16 protein-coding genes, 2 tRNA genes and 1 pseudogene are annotated in these 18,481 nt (G+C 60.5%); 9 read left to right on the top strand and 10 right to left on the bottom strand.

Going from position 1 to position 18,481, the window contains the following annotated elements:
* From ACKODO_RS10470 to ACKODO_RS10450, 5 genes are all read right to left on the bottom strand, one after another.
* Positions 1 to 1,034 (bottom strand): class I tRNA ligase family protein (locus ACKODO_RS10470; protein ID WP_408983378.1); only part of this gene is annotated, 1,034 nt, incomplete at its 3' end.
* A 285-nt stretch (positions 1,035 to 1,319) separates the two neighbouring features.
* A complete protein-coding gene (locus ACKODO_RS10465) occupies positions 1,320 to 1,928 on the bottom strand; it encodes a DUF2497 domain-containing protein (protein ID WP_408983377.1) in 609 nt (202 codons plus the stop codon).
* A 173-nt stretch (positions 1,929 to 2,101) separates the two neighbouring features.
* A complete protein-coding gene (locus tag ACKODO_RS10460) occupies positions 2,102 to 3,478 on the bottom strand; it encodes a TolC family outer membrane protein (RefSeq protein WP_408983376.1) in 1,377 nt (458 codons plus the stop codon).
* A 269-nt stretch (positions 3,479 to 3,747) separates the two neighbouring features.
* Positions 3,748 to 4,416 carry a protein-L-isoaspartate O-methyltransferase family protein gene (locus ACKODO_RS10455; protein ID WP_408983375.1) on the bottom strand — a complete coding sequence of 223 codons (669 nt, stop codon included), beginning with the start codon at positions 4,414 to 4,416 and terminating at the stop codon, positions 3,748 to 3,750.
* Between the two features lie 60 nt (positions 4,417 to 4,476).
* A tRNA-Cys gene (locus tag ACKODO_RS10450) sits at positions 4,477 to 4,550 on the bottom strand.
* 188 nt (positions 4,551 to 4,738) lie between these two features.
* On the opposite strand from ACKODO_RS10450, the gene ACKODO_RS10445 reads away from it, so the two are divergent.
* Positions 4,739 to 4,814, top strand: a tRNA-Asn gene (locus ACKODO_RS10445).
* A 727-nt stretch (positions 4,815 to 5,541) separates the two neighbouring features.
* On the opposite strand, the gene ACKODO_RS10440 is transcribed toward ACKODO_RS10445, so the two are convergent.
* Genes ACKODO_RS10440 through ACKODO_RS10425 form a run of 4 tightly spaced genes read right to left on the bottom strand, consistent with a single transcriptional unit; the run spans position 5,542 to position 8,456 of the window.
* A complete protein-coding gene (locus ACKODO_RS10440) occupies positions 5,542 to 7,032 on the bottom strand; it encodes a tripartite tricarboxylate transporter permease (protein ID WP_408983374.1) in 1,491 nt (496 codons plus the stop codon).
* 39 nt (positions 7,033 to 7,071) lie between these two features.
* On the bottom strand, positions 7,072 to 7,428 hold the full coding sequence (locus ACKODO_RS10435; protein WP_408983380.1) for a tripartite tricarboxylate transporter TctB family protein: 357 nt from the start codon (positions 7,426 to 7,428) through the stop codon (positions 7,072 to 7,074).
* Complete coding sequence (locus ACKODO_RS10430) at positions 7,380 to 7,547, bottom strand: hypothetical protein (protein ID WP_408983373.1); 168 nt, start codon at positions 7,545 to 7,547, stop codon at positions 7,380 to 7,382. Before ACKODO_RS10430 ends, ACKODO_RS10435 begins: the two co-directional genes overlap by 49 nt.
* Before the next feature lie 33 nt (positions 7,548 to 7,580).
* The gene (locus ACKODO_RS10425) at positions 7,581 to 8,456 is read right to left on the bottom strand and encodes a tripartite tricarboxylate transporter substrate binding protein (RefSeq protein ID WP_408983379.1); all 876 of its coding nucleotides are present in this window, start codon (positions 8,454 to 8,456) and stop codon (positions 7,581 to 7,583) included.
* A gap of 237 nt (positions 8,457 to 8,693) precedes the next feature.
* Here ACKODO_RS10425 and ACKODO_RS10420 point away from each other — a divergent pair, with 237 nt between their 5' ends.
* A complete protein-coding gene (locus ACKODO_RS10420) occupies positions 8,694 to 9,524 on the top strand; it encodes an amidohydrolase family protein (RefSeq protein ID WP_408983372.1) in 831 nt (276 codons plus the stop codon).
* A 39-nt stretch (positions 9,525 to 9,563) separates the two neighbouring features.
* Here ACKODO_RS10420 and ACKODO_RS10415 read toward each other — a convergent pair whose 3' ends face one another.
* Complete coding sequence (locus tag ACKODO_RS10415) at positions 9,564 to 9,830, bottom strand: hypothetical protein (RefSeq protein ID WP_408983371.1); 267 nt, start codon at positions 9,828 to 9,830, stop codon at positions 9,564 to 9,566.
* Between the two features lie 237 nt (positions 9,831 to 10,067).
* Between ACKODO_RS10415 and ACKODO_RS10410 the strand changes: the two genes are divergently transcribed.
* The 7 genes and pseudogenes from ACKODO_RS10410 to ACKODO_RS10380 form a co-directional block, all read left to right on the top strand.
* Positions 10,068 to 10,214 (top strand): hypothetical protein, encoded by a 147-nt coding sequence (locus tag ACKODO_RS10410; RefSeq protein ID WP_408983370.1) that lies wholly within the window; start codon positions 10,068 to 10,070, stop codon positions 10,212 to 10,214.
* Between the two features lie 168 nt (positions 10,215 to 10,382).
* Positions 10,383 to 10,541, top strand: coding sequence for a hypothetical protein (locus ACKODO_RS10405; protein ID WP_408983369.1), 159 nt, complete (start codon positions 10,383 to 10,385; stop codon positions 10,539 to 10,541).
* Between the two features lie 181 nt (positions 10,542 to 10,722).
* Positions 10,723 to 11,826, top strand: a complete 1,104-nt coding sequence (locus ACKODO_RS10400; protein WP_408983368.1) for a D-alanyl-alanine synthetase — start codon at positions 10,723 to 10,725, stop codon at positions 11,824 to 11,826.
* 14 nt (positions 11,827 to 11,840) lie between these two features.
* Complete coding sequence (locus ACKODO_RS10395; protein ID WP_408983367.1) at positions 11,841 to 14,237, top strand: MFS transporter; 2,397 nt, start codon at positions 11,841 to 11,843, stop codon at positions 14,235 to 14,237.
* An 81-nt stretch (positions 14,238 to 14,318) separates the two neighbouring features.
* On the top strand, positions 14,319 to 15,485 hold the full coding sequence (locus tag ACKODO_RS10390) for an ABC transporter substrate-binding protein (protein WP_408983366.1): 1,167 nt from the start codon (positions 14,319 to 14,321) through the stop codon (positions 15,483 to 15,485).
* A 51-nt stretch (positions 15,486 to 15,536) separates the two neighbouring features.
* Positions 15,537 to 18,218, top strand: a complete 2,682-nt coding sequence (locus tag ACKODO_RS10385; RefSeq protein WP_408983365.1) for a putative bifunctional diguanylate cyclase/phosphodiesterase — start codon at positions 15,537 to 15,539, stop codon at positions 18,216 to 18,218.
* A 137-nt stretch (positions 18,219 to 18,355) separates the two neighbouring features.
* Positions 18,356 to 18,475: pseudogene (locus tag ACKODO_RS10380) on the top strand (IS5/IS1182 family transposase); the annotation flags it as partial.
* Between the last annotated feature and the right edge of the window lie 6 nt (positions 18,476 to 18,481).

Here is an 18,481-nt window from a genome sequence, read left to right as displayed (position 1 = left end):
TGCAGCGCATCGAGATCGGCCACGACCCGCTTGCGGCACTCATAGCGGTCGAGCCCGCGATATTGCGCCGGCATATGCGGTTCATCCACCATCTGCGCCGTTGGCGTCATCAGGTTGATGAGCGGCACATCATGGCGTTTGGCAACCTGATAATCGTTGAAATCATGTGCGGCCGTGATCTTCACCGCGCCGGTTCCCTTCTCGGGGTCGGCATATTCATCGGCGATCACAGGAATGAGGCGGTTGACGAGTGGCAGCATCACTTGGCGGCCGATCATCCAGTTGAGGCGCTCGTTCCCGGGATGCACCGCCACCGCGCCGTCGCCGAGCATGGTCTCGGGGCGCGTGGTGGCGATGGTGATGTAGGTGCGCTCATCCTCGGGGTTGAATTCCACACCCGCGAGCGGATAGCGGAAATACCACATATTCCCCTTCACTTCCCGCTGCTCGACCTCGAGATCGGAGATGGCGGTGAGGAGCTTGGGGTCCCAGTTCACGAGGCGCTTCGCCTTGTAGAGCAGGCCTTTCTCATGAAGCGTCACGAAGAATTGCAGCACGGCGCGCTGCATCTGGCCCTTCTCGCCATCCGCGCGGTTGCCCATGGTGAAGCGCTCGCGGCTCCAATCGCAGGAGGCGCCGAGCCGCTTCAACTGGTTGATGATGGTGCCGCCGCTCTCCTCCTTCCAGGCCCAGACCTTGTCGAGGAAGGCCGCGCGGCCGATCTCGCGCCTGCTTGGCTCACCCCGCTCGGCCATCTGCCGCTCCACCACCATTTGCGTGGCGATGCCCGCATGGTCCGTGCCCGGCTGCCAGAGCACATCGCGGCCCTTCATGCGCCAGTAGCGGCAGAGAATATCCTGCAAGGTGTTGTTGAGCGCGTGGCCCATATGCAGCGAGCCGGTGACGTTTGGCGGCGGAATGACGATGGTATAGGGCTCGGCCTGCACCCGGCCCGCCTTGAAGGCACCGGCCTTTTCCCATGCGGCGCTCCAGCGGGCCTCAATGCGCGCGGGGTCGAAGGTCTTGTCCATCATCTCGGCGAAATCCGTCACTCACTCGAACGGGAGAGTCCCGCACGACAAAAAAGGGCGCCCCGGTGGGACGCCCGAACCGTATCTTTGGCAATAACGCGATGGATCGGTGCGTCAAGCTCAGGGAATGAGGTGCCGCGCCATGCGCGGCTTCTTTCCCGGCGGCTGATTGATGGCCCGAAAACCGGAAACCGCTTTTCGGCAACAATCACTTCCCGCGCCATGCGCGGCTTCTTTCCCGGGGGCTGATTGCTCGCCCGAAAACCGGAAACCGCTTTTCGGCAACAATCAGCCGCCGCGCGCCGCGCGCTCGATCTCGGCCTTCACCAGGCGCTCGACAATGCCCAGCAGGTGGTTGTCCATCCATTCGCGGAGCATGGGACGCAGCATGTCGGCGACCATATCCTCAAGGCTGCGGCCCGGCGCCGGCATGGGCGCGTTGCGCGAGAGTTGCGCGAAGGCATTGGCCACGAGACCGCTCGTCTCGCGACCCAGGATATGTTGCTGCATCGGCACCGGCGTCGCCAACGGCGCCGGAGCCGGCGGCGGCGGCATGACCATCGCACGCACGGGTGCCGGTCGGCCCGCGAATTCCTGCGGCTCGGCCATGGCATCCTCGGCCTCGCCGATCATCACCTCGTCCTCATGAGGCTCATCGGCAAGGGTCGCGACCCCGGCAAGATCAAGCACGTCTGCATCAAGATCCTCATCGGGCTCGATCGCAACGGGTTCGGGCGCCGGGGGGGGTGGAGGCGGAGCAGCAGCAGGGGTGTTGTCCTTCTTCTTGCCGAGGCTGTCATCCGCGATGATGCGCCGGATGGAGGCAAGGATTTCCTCCATCGACGGCTCGGCGCCCGGCTGCTGGCCTGGCTGGAAGGCGGCGGCATTATTGGCCATGAATCACTCCGTTACGGTCAGGAGTCCCGAGCGGCCCCCTCGCGATTCGAAAAGCCGTCTGCGGACAAGACCTCCACAACACGTTTAGAATCACCTGGAAAGAATCGCGGCTCTCGCGCTCTCGATCAAGAGCCCCGCCGATGCGCAGCATCACAAGGCTGGGGAAAGTTCGCTTATTCTCCCGAGGGCGTGCGCAGGCCGAACCACTTGTCCTGCACCTGCTCGGTATTGACCTTCGGATCGTAGGTCGCGACCTTCAGGCCGAGAGAGCGCGCCGAGAGTTGGCCGATGGAGGAAAGCACCGCATAGCTCGCGACCACGCGGTCGCGCTGCGCGGTCACCTGTGCAACACGGGCGTTCAGCAGTTCCTGTTCGGCATTGAGCACGTCCAGGGTGGTGCGCTGGCCCACCTTATATTCCTCACGGACGCCGTTGAGCGCGATTTCGGCCGCCTGCACCTGCGCCGCAGCACCTTCGATCTGGAACTTGGTAGCTTCCATCAGCGCCCAGGAGGCGATCACCGCAGCGACGACGCGATCGCGCGCCGAATCCACCTGCATGCGCCGTTCGCCGAGCGTTTCCTTGGCCTGCCGCGAGCGGGCATAGTCCGAACCACCATCATAGATCGGGATCGACACAGCGCCGACCACCGAAGCGGAATTGCGCCGGTCATCCGGAACCTGGGAATTAAAACGCCGCGCCAACGAACCCGTCAGCGTAACGGTGGGCAGCAACTCACCCTCCACGACCTTCACCTGCAATTGCTGCGCATCCACGCCATGAAGGGCCGCCGAGATGACCGGATGATCGCGCAGCGCGCGATTCACGGCCTCGCCCTGGGAATTCGGCAGGCGGGAAGCCGCGACCGGCTGAACCGGTGAAAGCTTCTTCGGGTCCATGCCCGTCACCTGCTTGAAGCGGGCGACAGAGCCGCGCTGATTGGACTGGCTGACCGCCAGATCCGACCGCGCACCGGCGAGGCGGGCCTCGGCCTGGGCCACGTCGGTGCGGGTCACCTCCCCCACAGCGAACCGGTCCTTCGTCTGCCGAACCTGCTCGGCGAGCACATTCACGTTGTTCTGGCGCAGGCTGAGGATCGCCGTGTCGCGCAGCACGTTCATATAGGCGGTCACGGCATCGAGCAGCGTGTTCTGCTCGGTGTTCCGCAAGGTCTCGCGGGAGGCGAGAACATTCGATTCGGCCGCGCGCACGGAGTTGCCGGTGCGCCCGCCATTATAGAGGGTCTGGGAAACCGAGAGGCCAAGGCCAGCCGGGTTGAGATCGGTCGTGGTCCGCTGGCCGCGCGAACGCGTATCGGTGACTGAATAGCCGTAATCCGCCGAGCCGGTGATGCGCGGCCGGTAGCCCGACATGGCACTCGCGATGCCCTCGTCCACCGCACGGAGGCTTGCCCGCGTCGCATTCAGATCCGGATTTGACCGGTAGGCGCTCGAAAGCGCCGCTTCCAGCGTTTGCGCGGAGGCAGACGACAGAGCCAGCGGAGAAACCGCCAACATCAATCCAAAGGCCAAAGCCGATGCGCGCCGCATGAAAACTCCCCGAGAAACCTGCGCCGATTCGCAGAAACCGGTAGGCTCAATGGCAATCAACAAAAGGGTCGGTCAAGAATTTGAATCCGACGACCATTTTCGTTCTAGCCTACAAATTGCCGCTGTAAACACCTTCTTAGAGCTTTCTTGGGCTCACCGGCGGCGATTCGCTTTCACCTGTTTCCCAAAAGGCACAGATCATGCGATAGTGTAACAAAATGATGAAATCTATGAGGAATCCCGCAGCGAAGCGCGGCGGCTGGATGGCCTCAGAAAACGAAGCCCGGCTCTCTCTGGAAGCCCGGCAGCACGGGGGCCTGCGCATCGAACGCAATTCGGTGCGACACCGCACCGCCGCTACGCAGGTAAATGCGCGCCTCAGCCGCTCGCCCTTGCCGGACGATGATTCCGAGGCGGCCACCATCCTTCAGGCGATCCAGCAAGGCAGCCGGCTCGCGCTCGACCGCGCCATTGACGAGAATCACATCATATTTCTGGCCATCCAGCGGCGCCACGCCGGGCGTGATCGGCTGGGCCGGCAGAATGCGCACCGGCCCGCCCAGGCCGGCCAGCGCCTCGACCGCACGGCCCACCAGGCCGGCATCAGTCTCGGCGAAAGTCGTCTTGAGGCCGATTTTGGCCAGAATTGCAGCGGAATATCCGAGGCCGCCGAAGCAATCGAGGGCGGTTTCGCCTGCTTTCGGGGCCAGCGCCTGCACAAGACGGGCAAGCACCAACGGCACCAACAGCGCCCGGCTTTCATGCGCGCCCTTCACGAAGAGCTTTGCATCGGAATAGGCGAGCGCAAGATCGGCGGGCTCCACGAAACGCTCGCGCGGAACCACATCGAAAGCCGCGAGCACATCGCGATCCGTCACATCGAAGGTGCGGATCTGGTTATCGACCATCACGCGGCGCGTTTGCGACAGGTCCGGCATGCGATGTTTCCCTCGAGTGAACCGTTCCGGCCCACGGGCGCCGGCCCGGATATGCGATTCTGGAGGCCTCGGAGGGAATCGAACCCCCGTACAAGGATTTGCAGTCCTCTGCGTCACCACTCCGCCACGAGGCCACCAACTGCAACCGAAGACCCCTATAACAAGCGCGTGATTGAATGCGCAAGCGCCCCGGCGACGCGACTTCCTCTTTCCTGACGAATTATCGACGGGCGCGGCCAGTTTCAGCAAATCTTGACTCAACGAATGTGATTTCAGGGATTGCAATCGGCGTCCGATTTTTCTAAATCGCCTTCCAAGGCATTCCTCGATAGCTCAGTTGGTAGAGCGTTCGACTGTTAATCGAATGGTCGCTGGTTCGAGTCCAGCTCGAGGAGCCATTTTTCAAAAACGCGCTCGGAAACGTCTTCAGGCGCGTTTTCGTTCTGGGTCTCGACGATCCTTTCCGCAAGCATGTCAAAGGGTTGATGGAAAGTGGCGACCACCTTCCCATCCTCCCAAGAGCAGTTCGATAGTAGGAAATTGAGCAGGCGGCGTTTTTCGCGCAATTCCTGCTTCGCGAACAGCCTTTGGGCGTCCCGCGCGAGTTCGAGCAGCGCGACTCCTTCTTGTCGACATACATCGCGTGAAACCGTGCTGCCCGAGACCGGGGAAGTGGTAGCGATCATGCGTGATACGGGCGAAGCCCTCGCGCTGGGGCGGGAACGCAAGGGCGCGGTCCGGACGCTGACTGAACCGCCCATTCCTCATCCGCCAGACCGATCCGATCGCTCAAGGCTTCTTCCAAGAACAAGCCGTGAATCAATCTCCGAGTCTCACGTCAACCTTTGTCCACGAAGCCGGGTCAACCCCAATTCAATAAACCGGGACATCCAAGACCTGGAGCGGAATCCGATCTGATTGAATCAGATCGTCCGTTCCCGTTTCTTGTTGTTTCACGCATTTTCTTCGATCAACCGGTATCCGATGGATCGGAAAATGCTCTAGAGCATCCGCCCGCCAAGTGGATACCGGTTGGCGGAAAAAGCGGATGCGAAAACAAGAAGATAGAGCGCCAGATCTGATTCAATCAGATCGGTTTGCGCTCTAGAAAAGACTTCGGGCGGTTCAAACTCTCTTCCGGCCCTGGCGCCATTTCAGGAATAGAATTGCCAGCATCACCACAGTTGCGGTGGCTGCAGCCAGCTGGGCAGCAGGGCCCTTGAGGAAGATCGAGTAGTCGCCCTCGGAAATCATGAGTGCGCGCCGCAAATTCACTTCCAGCCGATCCCCCAGCACGAAGGCAAGCAAAAGTGGCGCAATGTCGAAACTCAAGAGCCGGAGTCCGTATCCAAGGATGCCGAAGGCGACCATCACGAGGAGGTCAAAGCCCGATGCCTTGATGGAATACACGCCAATAATGCAAATCAGCAAAACGGTTGGGGCGAGATAGCCGAAGGGCAATCGCAGCATCGAGACGAACAGGCCGACGAGCGGCAGATTCAGCACCACCAGCATGAGGTTGCCAATCAGCATGGACGCAATGAGCCCCCAGAAGATCTGTGGATGCTGGGCAATCAGCATCGGCCCTGGCTGCACCCCATGAATAGTAAGGGCCGAGAGCAGGACCGCTGTAACCGGAATGGCAGGAATTCCAAGAACGAGCAGGGGAATCATCGCTGCGCCCGTTGTTGCGTTGTTGGCGGTCTCGGGCCCGGCTACGCCCGCCACAGCGCCCTTGCCGAACTCCTCGGGCTTGCGTGACAGGGCCTTTTCCACGGCATAGGAGCTGAAGGTCGAGACGATATGCCCGACCCCTGGGACAATTCCGAACAGGAAACCGATGAATGACCCGCGTATCGTGGGCATCGCAGCTTCCTTCAACTCCTGGCGGGTGGGCAGCATTTCGTGCAAGGCGGGAGCCTTGGGCCTTTGCACAAAGCTCTGGCCGAAGGACATCAGGATTTCGGACACGCCGAACAGCCCGATCGCCATTGCAGCGAAGCTCAGGCCATCGGCGAGATTGAGACTTCCGAAGGTAAAACGCGGCGCAGCGGTCAAGGGGTCGAGCCCGATCATGGCCAGAACCAGCCCCAGCGCGATCATCGCAAATGTCTTGAGGAGCGGGCCACTCGCAGCAAAGATCGAGATACCCAAAGCCGAGAGCAGGATGGTGAATTCTGCCGCAGGTCCGATTGCCAGCATGGCATTGGCGAGGCGCGGTGCCAGCAGCATCAGGCCGAAAACTGAAGCAACACCGCCCACGAACGACCCGATCGCCGCGATCGAAAGCGCCGCACCAGCTCGGCCCTTGCGCGCCATCTCGTAGCCGTCAATGCAGGTGACGACCGACGCTGCTTCACCCGGAATCCGCATCAGGATGGAGGTGGTCGAACCGCCATACATCGCTCCGTAAAAGATGCCGGATAGCATGATGATGGCCCCGGAAGGGTCGAGCGTGAAGGTCAGCGGCAGGAGCAGCGCCATGCCGGCAAGCGGGCCGAGGCCGGGCAACACGCCGACAATCGACCCCCAGAAGCACCCGATGAAGCAAAGAAGCAGGTTCTTCGGCTGCAAGGCAATCCAAAGACCGTTGAGCAGAAAATTCCAGGAATCCATGACGCTTTGCCGTCCGATGAAAGGAGTGCTGAAACGGTCTCAGCGAAACAGGATTTCCGCGATCATGCCGAAGGGTAGCCCGACCCCGAGCAACTTGGTGAAGATCAGCCACAACAGCACCGAGACGAACGCTGCGGCCGGCAATGCCCGCTGCCAGCGGGCATTGCCCAGCATCATGAACCCGGCGCCGAGGAAAAGGAATGTCGAGAGCATGAAGCCTGCGGCTTCGAAAAAGGCCGCGCCCAGAATAAGGCAGGCGAGCGCGACCGCCTGCTTCTTTCCTCCGACATCCAGGACGGCCCGGTCTGCCTTGCGGAAGGCTTCAATCGCAAGGACAAGACCACAAATCAGGACAACGAGTCCGAGAGCGGCCGGAACAGTGCCTGCACCGGGAATTCCGGCCTCATCCGGGGGCGGTAGTCGCCGGGCAGAGACAAAAAAAAACCGCCGATCCCGGCCAGAAGGCCACTGCCGAAAATCTCGGCTTTCCAGCGCGCCACCGTCATGCCTGCCATGGCTGTTCCCCCTGCCTGCCGCAACCCTGCCCGTTACTGAGCCTTGCGCTGGATGCCGAGCGATGCTGCCACCTCGCCGAGAGCCTTCAGCTCATCCCGAATGAGAGCATCGGTCGCCTTGCCCGGCAATACCCGCAAGGTGGCGCCCTGCTTCGCCATGGTGTCACGGAACCTGTCGGATGCCGCAGCTGCGATGAAGGCCTTTTCGAGCGTCTGATGAACGTTGTCGGGCACGCCTGCCGGAACAATCAGCCCCCACCAGAGCACGGTTTCTGCCTTCTGCATGCCAATTTCCGAAAGACCGGCCGCGGCGGGAAGCGCGCTGTTGCGGCCCGAAGACGTGAGGAGCAGGCATTTCGCCTTTCCCGCCTTCTCATGCTCGAGAATCGGCGGAATGGAGCCACCATAGAAATCGACATGGCCACCGAGAAAGTTCTTGGCGGTTTCGCCGGCACCCGCGAAGGGAATGCCGCGCAACTTGATCCCGAGTTCGCGGAAAACACGCTCGGCGGCAAGCTGCATGGTGCCCCCGACGCCATCATTCCCGTAGGTAAACCTTGCCCCGGGCTCCTTGAGCTGCGCGATCATCTCCTTGACGTCCTTCGCCGGGAAACCCGGCTGGGCGCAGAGAACGTAGGACGAAAAGCCGATCGACATCACTGCACGGTAGGAATCCGGTGTGTAGGCCACGTTCAGGCTGTGCGGGCTGGTGGTCAACGGCGAATTCCAGATGAAGCCGATCGTATAACCGTCCGGCCTTGCGGTCACGACCTGCGTCGTGCCGAGCGTGCCGCCCGCGCCGGCGCGATTTTCAACCACGAACTTCTGCTTGAGCTCCGTCTCCACGATTTCGGCCAGAACGCGCGCAAACACATCCGTGCCACCGCCAGTCGGCGCAGGGACAATCATTGTCACAGGGCGGGCGGGATAGGTCTCGGCAACAGCCGGAGCTGCCATCAAGGCCAAGGCGAGAAAAGAAGCCATGCGGCAGGAAAAGGTCCGAAAAGGCATGGGAAACCTCCAGAAAGAAGCACCGGGGTGCCATAACGGTGCCTGATAACCATTTCTCAAGCCATTTGTTGCAAGAAGCAAGACGGCGTTTAGAATTTGGTTACCATACTGGTTGCCGGAGCTTTCCTGAACGCCATGCCCTTTATCGATACTCACGCGCATGTCTTCTTGCGTTCGCTGCCGATGGTGGCCAATCGACGCTACACGCCGGGATATGATGCCAGCCTCGCGCGCTACATGAGGGTGCTCAGCGATCACGATATCGGCTGCGGTGTCCTCATTCAGCCGTCTTTCCTTGGCTACGACAACAGCTACCTCCTTGAGAGCCTCGACATCTACTCGCAAGCGCTGCGCGGTGTTGTCGTTGTGCCGCATGATATTTCCGACGACGCCCTGATCGATATGAACCAGCGCGGGGTTGTGGGCATCCGCTTCAACATGATCGGCAGGGATATCGCCGAAATCGGCGTGCCGGATGCCCGGTCCCTCCTGAAGCGTGTCGCCAATTTGGGCTGGCATGTCGAAATTCAGGCACCGGGCGCGGCGATCCCGACCGCGCTCCGGCATATGGAGCACTTCGAAGGGCATATCGTGATTGATCATTTCGGCCTTCCCGATCCGCGGCTCGGCCTGCGCGATCCTGGTTTTCGTGCGCTTCTGCGCGAAGGCGAGACCGGCCGCACGTTCGTGAAGCTTTCCGCAGGCTATCGCTGCCACGGTCTGGATGTGGCACCGCTCGCCGGGGCGCTGCTGGCAACGCTGGGACCGCGACGCCTGCTTTGGGGCAGCGACTGGCCCTGGACGCAGTTCGAAAAGGATCGCAGCTACGCGCAGGTTTCAGCGGATCTCTCCCGCTGGATGCCAGACCTCGCCGCGCTGAACCAGATGGATCAGGCCGCCAGCGGGCTCTTCCGCTTCTCAGACCCCCTGCATCAGGCGTTGCACCGCCAGCGGAAGGTCGCCTGACATTCCCAACAGCACCGTCCGTGTTGTTTGTCTGGCCTGTCATCGGCGAACGGGTCCGCCGGTCATGCCATGCAACCGGGCGAAGCGGTCGCGACCGACCTTGAAGCCTTCCCGGTTGAATTCATCCCGAAGGGATTGCGCAAAGCGCGGGACCTTCTTCGCCCCATAGACGCCGAAGTGCCTGGCGTGGACCTGGACGATCTCCTTCGACAGCCGCTCGTCTTCCTTCGCCCGCGCGGAGTGAAGATCAGGATCGGCCTTGCGGCGCCTGTATTCGTGCGAGCTGGAGGGGGCGATCCGCAGCATTCTGTGCGCTTGTTCCCGCGAAGGCGGGGATCGGCTCGATCCCGCCGATCTCCACGTGGACCTCCATGCAGGAGGTCGCTTCCGAAGCGGGCGGTCGAGCTCCGCCCTTTGCCCGACAGGCGAATGACTTCATGTGCCGGCAGGAAGCGCGAAATACCCGCTCGCCTCGCGCAGGATCTCATCGGCCTGATCTCATCGGCCTGCCGGAGTTCGCGGTTCTCGCGTCCAGGCGCCTTCATGCGCGCGGCCATCTCGGTCGGCACGCCAGCCCGCTTGCCCGCATTGACCTCGGCCTTCTTCACCCATTCGTTCCGCGTTTGCGCCGCGCAGCCGATCTTGGCGGCGATCGAAGTGATCGCAGCCCATCAGGAGGGATGCTCATGAGAGCTCATCCTTCTCGGAAGTTGAGCCGTCCGGCAAATCCAGCGCGGTTCCGATTGACCGGATTCAGGGCATGCACCTGCATGAGAACAGGGGGTGAAATGATCCAGATCCAAGAAGATTGATAGCACAGTTAATCGTTTTCCTACAGCATTTCAGACGAGCCTCGGCATGAGCTTGACCGATGCGTTCCGGCGCAAAGCTGGCAAAAAGGAAAAAAAACAACAGATTGTTGTGCTTGCGAGGGCGCGGCAACTCCATGCGGGGACGCTGCCCGTCGAGCAAAGGCGCGATCGGGCCTACAACTCAAGGTTATCAATGAAATCCTGAACCGTTTCAGCACTTAAGGGGATTTTCACAAACTCGAAGAATAACTCAATCGGCAGTGGAGTAGAAAACTCCTGTTTGAGTTGGGTAGTACAGAATGTTCTCGTTGAGACAGGGCAAAGTAGATGATGCGCTCGCACGTCGCTTGGGCCGCGAAGATGAGCTTCTGGCGCAGATTGAAAAGATGTTTCGGCGGTTGCGCCTGGCCGTGGTGTTTGGCGGCGACAAGCGTCGTGAAGGTGCCGTGATCGAGAGCACCACGAATCCGCGATCCTGGAAGAGCTATGAGAAAGTTGCGGAGGACATTGCTGCATCCCTCAAGCGGCTTGGCTGCCGCCATATCGAACTTTTCCCGGATGACATGCGGCTGGGCGAAAACCTTCGCGCTTTCGATGCGCATCTCGCCTGGTTGAATAGCGGGGGCGTTCAGGGCCATTGTTCGGTGGCGCATGCACCCGCGATGCTCGAGCTGTTCGGCATTCCCTATGTCGGGCACGACCCGATCACGGCGGCCATCCTCGACAGCAAACATGTCTTCAAGCGGCAGGTCAGTGCCGTCGGCATTCCGACAGCCCAGTTCTGCGTCTGGCAGCCTGGCATCAGCCCGAACGATCCAACACGCGATCTGGCCTTCCGCCACGCCTTCGTGGGCTATTCCGGCCCCTTCATCGTGAAGCCGACAAGCGGCCGCGCCTCACTGCACGTGACCTATGTGGAACATGCCGATGGCCTCGCGGATGTCGTGCGCGAGATCTATGAGATCACCCGCAACCATGTGCTGATCGAGCGCTTCCTTGGGGGTCGGGAATTCTGCGTGGCGGCCGCCGGCCCGGTCATCCATCGCCATGGCCGGATCGAGCGGCTCAACGGACCGTTCGTATTCTCGCTTCTCGAGCGCAAGCTCGATGCCAGCGAGAAGGTGTTCACGTCCATGGATGTGAAGCCGATTACCGGTGAGCGTGCCTTCGAAATCGACCCTGCGATCGAACCAGGGCTGCACAACGACCTCACGAAGCTCGCGCAGCGCATCTTCCTGGAACTGGGGATCGAAACCCTGATCCGCGCTGATATCCGCGCGGACGAGGCTGGCAATCTCTATGTTCTGGAGGCCAACCCGAAGCCGGATCTGAAAATGCCGGGCACTGGCGTGACCTCACTGGTCTGCATCGGGCTACCTAAGCTCGGCATGACCTATGACGACCTCATCATGTCCATCTTGGCGGATCGGATCGATGTTCTTCTGAGCGAGCGTCGCGGTGTAGCTGATCGCCTTGCGCGGCTCATCTGAAGGGTCATTCAGTCATGAACCATTCCCACGATCTTCCTCTTGGCAAGCGCCTTGTTGATGCCTTCGTCATGCTGGTGGTGGCGGCGATCTCAATGGTTTTGCTGATCTATGTTGCGCTGGGCGAAGCACGCCGCAACTACGAACGGTTCCAGATCGAGAAGCTGATCGCGCAGGGACAGGTCGTTCAGACCGCGCTGGAGACCTTCGTGCGACCCGGTCTTCCGGCTCACCAGTTCATCGGTTTCAATCAGCTCTCCGATCCAATGGTAAAGAGCGATCCGCTGATCGATTCAGTCAGCTTTTTTTCAGCCACCGGCGAACGGACCTTCCTGTCGGGCGAGGGGGTCGCGCAGATTTTCCCGCGGGTGACGGAGAGCATCAAGGTCAATGACTCCGTCGTGACCGTGCGTCATTCTGGGGAAGCCTTCCAGGTTGTGCTCCCGGTCCGTAACCGCTTCGAGCAGGTGGGGCATGTCGTTCTGACCGTGCCCTCGGAGAAAGTGACCGAGCGGGTCGAAACGGCCTTCAGACAGGTCGTGTATGCCGGCGCTTGCGTGTCAGTGGGCTTCGCGCTGCTTGTATTCTTCTTCTTCAACGGCCTCACGCCTCATGCGCGCAGCCGCTGGGTGGCAGGCAGCTTTGTCGCCTCATTCCTGATTGTTGCGGCCTTCGTGGTCGGCACGCTTGTGACTGTCTATGCCCAGGGTGCCCAGGCGCGCGCGAAGTCATTGGCCGACAGCCTCAGCCAGCGACTTGACGATATCGTCACCTACAACATCCAGTTCGACGATATCGTCGGCATCATCCCGCTATTTGGCGAGTACAAGCGCCTCAACCCGGACATCCGCTCGGCTGCTCTCATTGTGGACGGGAAAATCCGGGCACATGCCGATCCGGCTCGCCGGGGCACGGAATGGGATCATCGCACGGACGATTACGAGTACACGGTGAAGATTTCGCCGGATAGCGCAGCTCGCGAAGTGCTGGTGAAGGTCGCGTTGCCGCGAGACATCGTCTACCAGCAGATTTTCCGCAGTGTTAAGAATTTCACGGCCTTGTTCGTGGCCTCGGCCTTCTTCGCGGCCTTGTTCATGGGCCTTGCCCGCTCACTCAAGAAACTTGCTGATTCCAGACTGGAAGGCCAGTGGACGGAAGATGAGGAGCGGGCAACCATCAACCTCGTCAAGCCCGTCTTCTTCCTCGCCGTGTTCGTGGAGCATCTGAGCTACGCGTTCCTGCCGCCATTGATGAAGGCCTCGGCCGCCTCTATGGGGCTCTCCGCCGGCTGGGCATCCCTTCCATTCGTCGCCTATTATCTTGCCTTTGCGGTCTCGCTCTACCCGTCGGGTCGTGTCGAGCGCTCGTTCGGGGCAAAGAACCTCATCATCGTAGGATTGGCGCTCGCCGGTGCCGGGCTCTTCGTGATGTCGATGGGTGTGAACTTCTGGACAACCGTCTTTGCCCGCGGTCTCTCGGGTGTTGGGCAGGGCATCCTCTTCATCGGTGTGCAGGCTTACATCCTCGCCAATTCTTCTCCGGGCCGGCGCACGCAGGCTGGCGGCGCGATCGTTTACGGTTTCCAGGCTGGCATGATTGCCGGCATGGCCATTGGTTCGCTGCTGGTCTCCTACATTGGTGTCGAGAAGATCTTCCTGCTCGGTGCTTTGATTGCTGCGGTAACCTTGCTTTATGCCCTGATCGGCTTGCCGTCGCGGACCTCCGGCACGGAATTCTCCGACACCATGCATTCGGCGTGGCGTGAAATGGCAACGCTCATCCGCAACGGCATCTTCGCTCGTACGGTCATCCTCGTTGGCATTCCCGCCAAGGCAGTGCTGACGGGCGTCGTGCTCTTCGCGATGCCGCTTCTGCTCTCGCAACATGGCTATGCTCGCGAGGATATCGGGCAGATTACGATGCTCTATGCAGGCTCGGTCATCATTGCTTCGCATTTTGCCTCGGTGCGGGCGGATCGTGACAACAGCACTAAGCAGATCCTGTTCAATGGTTCGACCATGACTGCTATCGGGCTGGCGATGATCGCTGCGGTGGCTTTCCTTGACCAGACGAGCACGGCACTGATCTCGACCTCGCTGATCATCGCGGGCGTCATCACCATCGGCATCGCTCACGGCTACATCAATGCTCCGATCGTGACGCATGTGACGAACAGCAAGATTTCGCAACGGGTGGGCATGACCAGTGCCGCGGCCGGCTATCGCCTCCTCGAGCGCATTGGCCACGTGGCCGGCCCAATACTGGTTGGCCAATTGTTCGTGATCTTCGGCGCGACCTGGATGGTCCTCGGCGCAATCGGGCTCGGGATCTTCATTCTGGGTGCCATCTTCGTTTCCCATTCTGATGCAGACGGCGAGGATGGCATTCAGCTCTCCTCTGAGGCCAGGGCTTGAACCATGCGCAATCCGTACCCGTCCATTGACCGGCGCTCCTTTGTTCGCGGAGCCGCGGCACTCTCCTTGGGGCTTCCGGCATTGGCGTCGCCGCTCCCAACTCTCGCCCAGCAGCCCGCCGGCAACGCTCCAAGCCCGAACCCGAATTACTGGGATTGGTTCAAATACTCGCCCCGCATTCTCGAGAAATGGGTTGTGGAGGCGACCGAGAACCCCAACCACGTGGAGCTTGAGCCGATCCGCCGCCCGGCTTCAGGTGTCCGCAAGCGGGTGCTTGTCATGTATCCGCGCCCGTCATCCGCCTATGATATCTCGATCACCAAGATCCTGAACGTTTTTGAGGACAAGCTGATCGATGCCAGCTTTACGGCGATGAACTTCCTGAAAGATCCGGCGCGTGGCCGTGCGATCATGAAGCGGTCGGAGGCGGGCAATTACGATCTGATCCTTGCAATGGGCTCCGAAACCACGGCCTGGCTTTGGGAAAATTATCGCGGGGGGCGCATTCCCGTGGTGTCGGTCTGCTCGAAAGACCCGGTGGTTCTGGGGCAGTCGCCCGGATACAATCGCGGCTCAAACACCAATTTCGCCTTCACATCGCTGAACATGCCGATCGATGTTCAGATGGCCTATGTCCATGATCTTAAGCCGAAATTGCGCAACATCGCGATCCTCGTGGATTCGCGCAATGTCAGCGCCATCGAGACCCAGTCCAAGCCGGTGTTGGATTACGCCAAATCGCGCGGCATTCGCACGCTGGAACTCTCGGTGCAGGACCCGGCCAATGCGCGCGCCGAGCTCGAAGCCATGGTGAAGGATGCAACAGCTCAGATGATGCGGAATGATCCGGATCTCTCCAACAGCATCTATTGGGTAACCGGAAGCACATCAGTCTTCCGTGAGATCGCGACAATCAACGCATATTCGAGCCGCGCCGCCGTGCTGAGCGTTGTTCCGGATATCGTGCGCGGTGGCGCCGACAGTGCAGTGCTGTCGATCGGCATCAGCTTTGAATCGAACGCTCATCTTGCCGCGGTTTATGCGGCCGAGATCCTCACCGGCCGCCAGCGGGTGGGCGAGATGAGGGTCGGCGTGGTGTCGCCGCCGGACATCGCCATCAATTTCCGGAAGGCGCGGGATATCGGCATGGCCGTACCGCTCTCTTTCTTCGAGGCGGCAAGTACGATCTATGACTATGAAGGCAATCCAGTTCGCATTGATGGCGTCGGTGTCAAGCAGTCGGGCTAGTGCAAAGTAAAAACACTGGCACTCGCTGATTGAAAATACAGGGGCTGGGCTATGGCAACTTCCACGTTTTCCGCCGGCAATAAAGTCAAAATAGATAAAAATTCTACAGAGAAAGCCTTGGTATTGCCCCTGCATATTGATCCAATCTGTCTACTGCAGATGGTAGAGCGCGGCAATACAACAGAAGCGCTCGATCTGGTCGCAGACTCCCTGAAGGGCGGTCTCGGTCATGGCGCTCGCGTGATCGTTTCGCTGTTGCCAACCACAGCCGACATCGAACCAATCTACAGCCGCGAAGGTAACGAGCGCGATACCCGCTATCTGCGTGATATCGATTTCTCAGGTGCCGAGGAATGGGAGGAACTGCATCGCCTGCGCATCAATATGACAGGGGCTCAGCCTTTGGCCAATTCGGGGCGCGGCGCACCGTTTCTCCGCGCCATCGCCGCTGGGCTCAAGGAAGCCTTCCGGATCGATGTGCGGTCGGAAACCCTTGGCGCTGCGCAGGGCTCGATCTTAGCTTTTCTGCCGGATAGTGTGGACAAGGTCGAGCGGGTCGCCCCTCTGATGCGCGCGGCTGGCCAGACCGTGGAACTTCTGGTGAGCTTGCGCCGCCTGATGCGCCGGGCCAGCGAGAGCGACACGCGCTTTGCCGAATTGGCCTCCACTTTGCCGGGTGTCGTTTACCAGCGAGTCGTCTCGCCCGAAGGACAGATCCGATACAGCTACATCAGCGACAATGCCTTCGAGCTTTTCGGGGTGACCGCCGAAGCCATCCTGACGGACCCGGAAGCGCTCTTCGCCCATTATGGCAAGGAATATCGCGAAACCTTCCGCCAGAAGCTGATCCAGGCCTCGAAGGACATGATTCTCTGGGATGTCGAGGCGACGATCCAGCGTCCGGATGGCGAGGTGCGCTACACGCATGCGATCGCGCGTCCGCGCCGCGAGCTTGATGGCTCGGTCGTCTGGACGGGCGTCATTCTCGATGCAACCCGCATCAAGCTGGCCGAAATGGCCGCTGCGGAGGCTGAAACCCGCACGCGTGAGGCGATTGTCGAAAGCCTTTCGCAGGGCATGCTTCTCTTCGATCAGGATGATCGGCTGGTGCTGCATAACAGCCACTTCATCAAGCTCTACCCGCAATTGGCTGAAGTGGCCCAGAAGGGTGTCAGCTATCACGACCTCCTCCGTTACGAGCTCGCGTCGGACCTGACGCGGGATGCCGGCATCATCGCTGGCACTTCCGAGCTGCGCGATCGTCTTGCGCGCCACGGCGAGTCGCATCTTTTCTATGAGCGCGAATTGGCGGGCGAGCGCCACTTGCTCATCAACGAATACCGCACGCCCGACAATGCGACGGTCGTACTTTACACCGACATCACCGAGCTCAAGCAACGCGAGCGCAAGATCGAGCATCTCGCGCATCACGATGCCCTGACAGGGCTGCCGAACCGCGTGCTGTTCCATGAGCGCCTGGCTGAAGCGATGGATCGCGCCCGGAAGCGCGGCGACGAAGTCGCGGTGATCTGCCTCGATCTCGACCGCTTCAAGGCGGTCAACGACACCCTGGGGCACCATTTTGGTGATGCCCTGCTGCAGGAAGTCGCCAAACGTATTCGCTCGGTTCTAGGCGAAAACGACACAGCTTGCCGCCTTGGCGGTGACGAATTCGCAGTGATCTGCCCGCATCTGACCGATCCCGAACAGGCGACTTCCATCGCCTGGCGCCTGCTTGATGTGCTGGCGCAGCCGCATCTGATCAAGGGGCAAGCCGTGATGGGCGGGACCAGCATCGGTATCGCCATTTCCGGGCGCGATGGCCTCCAGCCGGACATGCTCCTGAAGAATGCCGATCTTGCGCTCTATCGTGCTAAATCGGATGGCCGTGGCACGTTCCGGTTCTTCGAACAGGAAATGGACCTCAAGGCGCAGGCGCGCCGCATGATGGAGCTTGCCCTCCGCATGGCCATTGCCCGGAACGAGATGGAGGTGCACTATCAACCACTTGTGGATTCAAAAACCTCGCAGATCATGGGCGCGGAAGCGCTGCTGCGCTGGAACATGGCGGGGCAGGGCTATATCTCCCCGTCGGAGTTTGTGCCGCTCGCGGAGGATTCCGGTTTGATTAGCGAAATCGGGCGCTGGGTGCTGGCAAAGGCATGTGCGGAAGCGGTGCGCTGGGATAAGGATATCCGGATCGCGGTCAATCTTTCGCCGGCACAGCTCCGCAACTCGGATTTTGTCGATTTCGTGCGGGAAACGCTTGAAAGGACCGGTCTTGCCCCCAGGCGTTTAGAGCTGGAAGTCACCGAGGGCATGTTGCTTCAAAACACCGAGGCCAATACCCGAATGCTGCTCGAACTGAAACAGCTCGGTGTCCGCATCTCGATGGATGACTTCGGGACCGGCTATTCGTCGCTGGGCAATCTGCGCTCCTTCCCGTTCGACAAGATCAAGATCGACAAATCCTTTATCTCTGATCTTACCACGCGACCGGAATCGGCTGCAATCATTCGCGCCATCCTCACGCTCGGGCGAAGCCTTGGCATGACCACGACGGCAGAGGGCGTCGAGACACGCGACCAGCTTGCCTATCTTCGCGCCGAAGGCTGCATGGAAGTGCAGGGTTTTTACTTTGCAAAGGCTTTGAGCAACGATCAGTTTCAGCAATTGTTGAAAAGCCAGTCGGGTGCAGCATCAAACTTGCGAAAAAAGTCCTTGTGGTCCTGATGCTTGTGACATCTGAATTCCTCCCGCGTTTTCCAGACACCCTCGGATTGCACCTTGTGCTTTCGTTCGAACTCGACGGATGAAAGCATCCCGCTCCACGCGTGCTTGCGGGTAGGGTTACAGAACATCTCGATGTCATCGAACGCATGTTCGCTCGCCTCAAGGATTGGCGCCGCGTCGCAACGCGCTACGACCGATGCGCACACACCTTCTTCTCCGCAATCGTCATTGCCGCTACAGTCTCTTTCCGGTTATGAGTCCTG

The sequence above is a fragment of the Rhabdaerophilum sp. genome (assembly GCF_046092605.1).
Classification (GTDB): Bacteria; Pseudomonadota; Alphaproteobacteria; order Rhizobiales; family Beijerinckiaceae; genus Rhabdaerophilum.
This window is presented reverse-complemented; position numbering and strand designations above follow the sequence as displayed.

What these genes read in the sequence shown, in the direction of transcription:
- ACKODO_RS10465 (WP_408983377.1), bottom strand. Translation starts at nt 1,928, where the DNA reads ATGGCCAATAATGCCGCCGCCTTCCAGCCAGGCCAGCAGCCGGGCGCC.
- ACKODO_RS10460 (WP_408983376.1), bottom strand. Translation starts at nt 3,478, where the DNA reads ATGCGGCGCGCATCGGCTTTGGCCTTTGGATTGATGTTGGCGGTTTCT.
- ACKODO_RS10455 (WP_408983375.1), bottom strand. Translation starts at nt 4,416, where the DNA reads ATGCCGGACCTGTCGCAAACGCGCCGCGTGATGGTCGATAACCAGATC.
- ACKODO_RS10440 (WP_408983374.1), bottom strand. Translation starts at nt 7,032, where the DNA reads ATGGATTCCTGGAATTTTCTGCTCAACGGTCTTTGGATTGCCTTGCAG.
- ACKODO_RS10430 (WP_408983373.1), bottom strand. Translation starts at nt 7,547, where the DNA reads ATGGCAGGCATGACGGTGGCGCGCTGGAAAGCCGAGATTTTCGGCAGT.
- ACKODO_RS10425 (WP_408983379.1), bottom strand. Translation starts at nt 8,456, where the DNA reads ATGATTGTCCCTGCGCCGACTGGCGGTGGCACGGATGTGTTTGCGCGC.
- ACKODO_RS10420 (WP_408983372.1), top strand. Translation starts at nt 8,694, where the DNA reads ATGCCCTTTATCGATACTCACGCGCATGTCTTCTTGCGTTCGCTGCCG.
- ACKODO_RS10415 (WP_408983371.1), bottom strand. Translation starts at nt 9,830, where the DNA reads ATGCTGCGGATCGCCCCCTCCAGCTCGCACGAATACAGGCGCCGCAAG.
- ACKODO_RS10410 (WP_408983370.1), top strand. Translation starts at nt 10,068, where the DNA reads ATGCGCGCGGCCATCTCGGTCGGCACGCCAGCCCGCTTGCCCGCATTG.
- ACKODO_RS10405 (WP_408983369.1), top strand. Translation starts at nt 10,383, where the DNA reads ATGAGCTTGACCGATGCGTTCCGGCGCAAAGCTGGCAAAAAGGAAAAA.
- ACKODO_RS10400 (WP_408983368.1), top strand. Translation starts at nt 10,723, where the DNA reads ATGTTTCGGCGGTTGCGCCTGGCCGTGGTGTTTGGCGGCGACAAGCGT.
- ACKODO_RS10395 (WP_408983367.1), top strand. Translation starts at nt 11,841, where the DNA reads ATGAACCATTCCCACGATCTTCCTCTTGGCAAGCGCCTTGTTGATGCC.
- ACKODO_RS10385 (WP_408983365.1), top strand. Translation starts at nt 15,537, where the DNA reads ATGGCAACTTCCACGTTTTCCGCCGGCAATAAAGTCAAAATAGATAAA.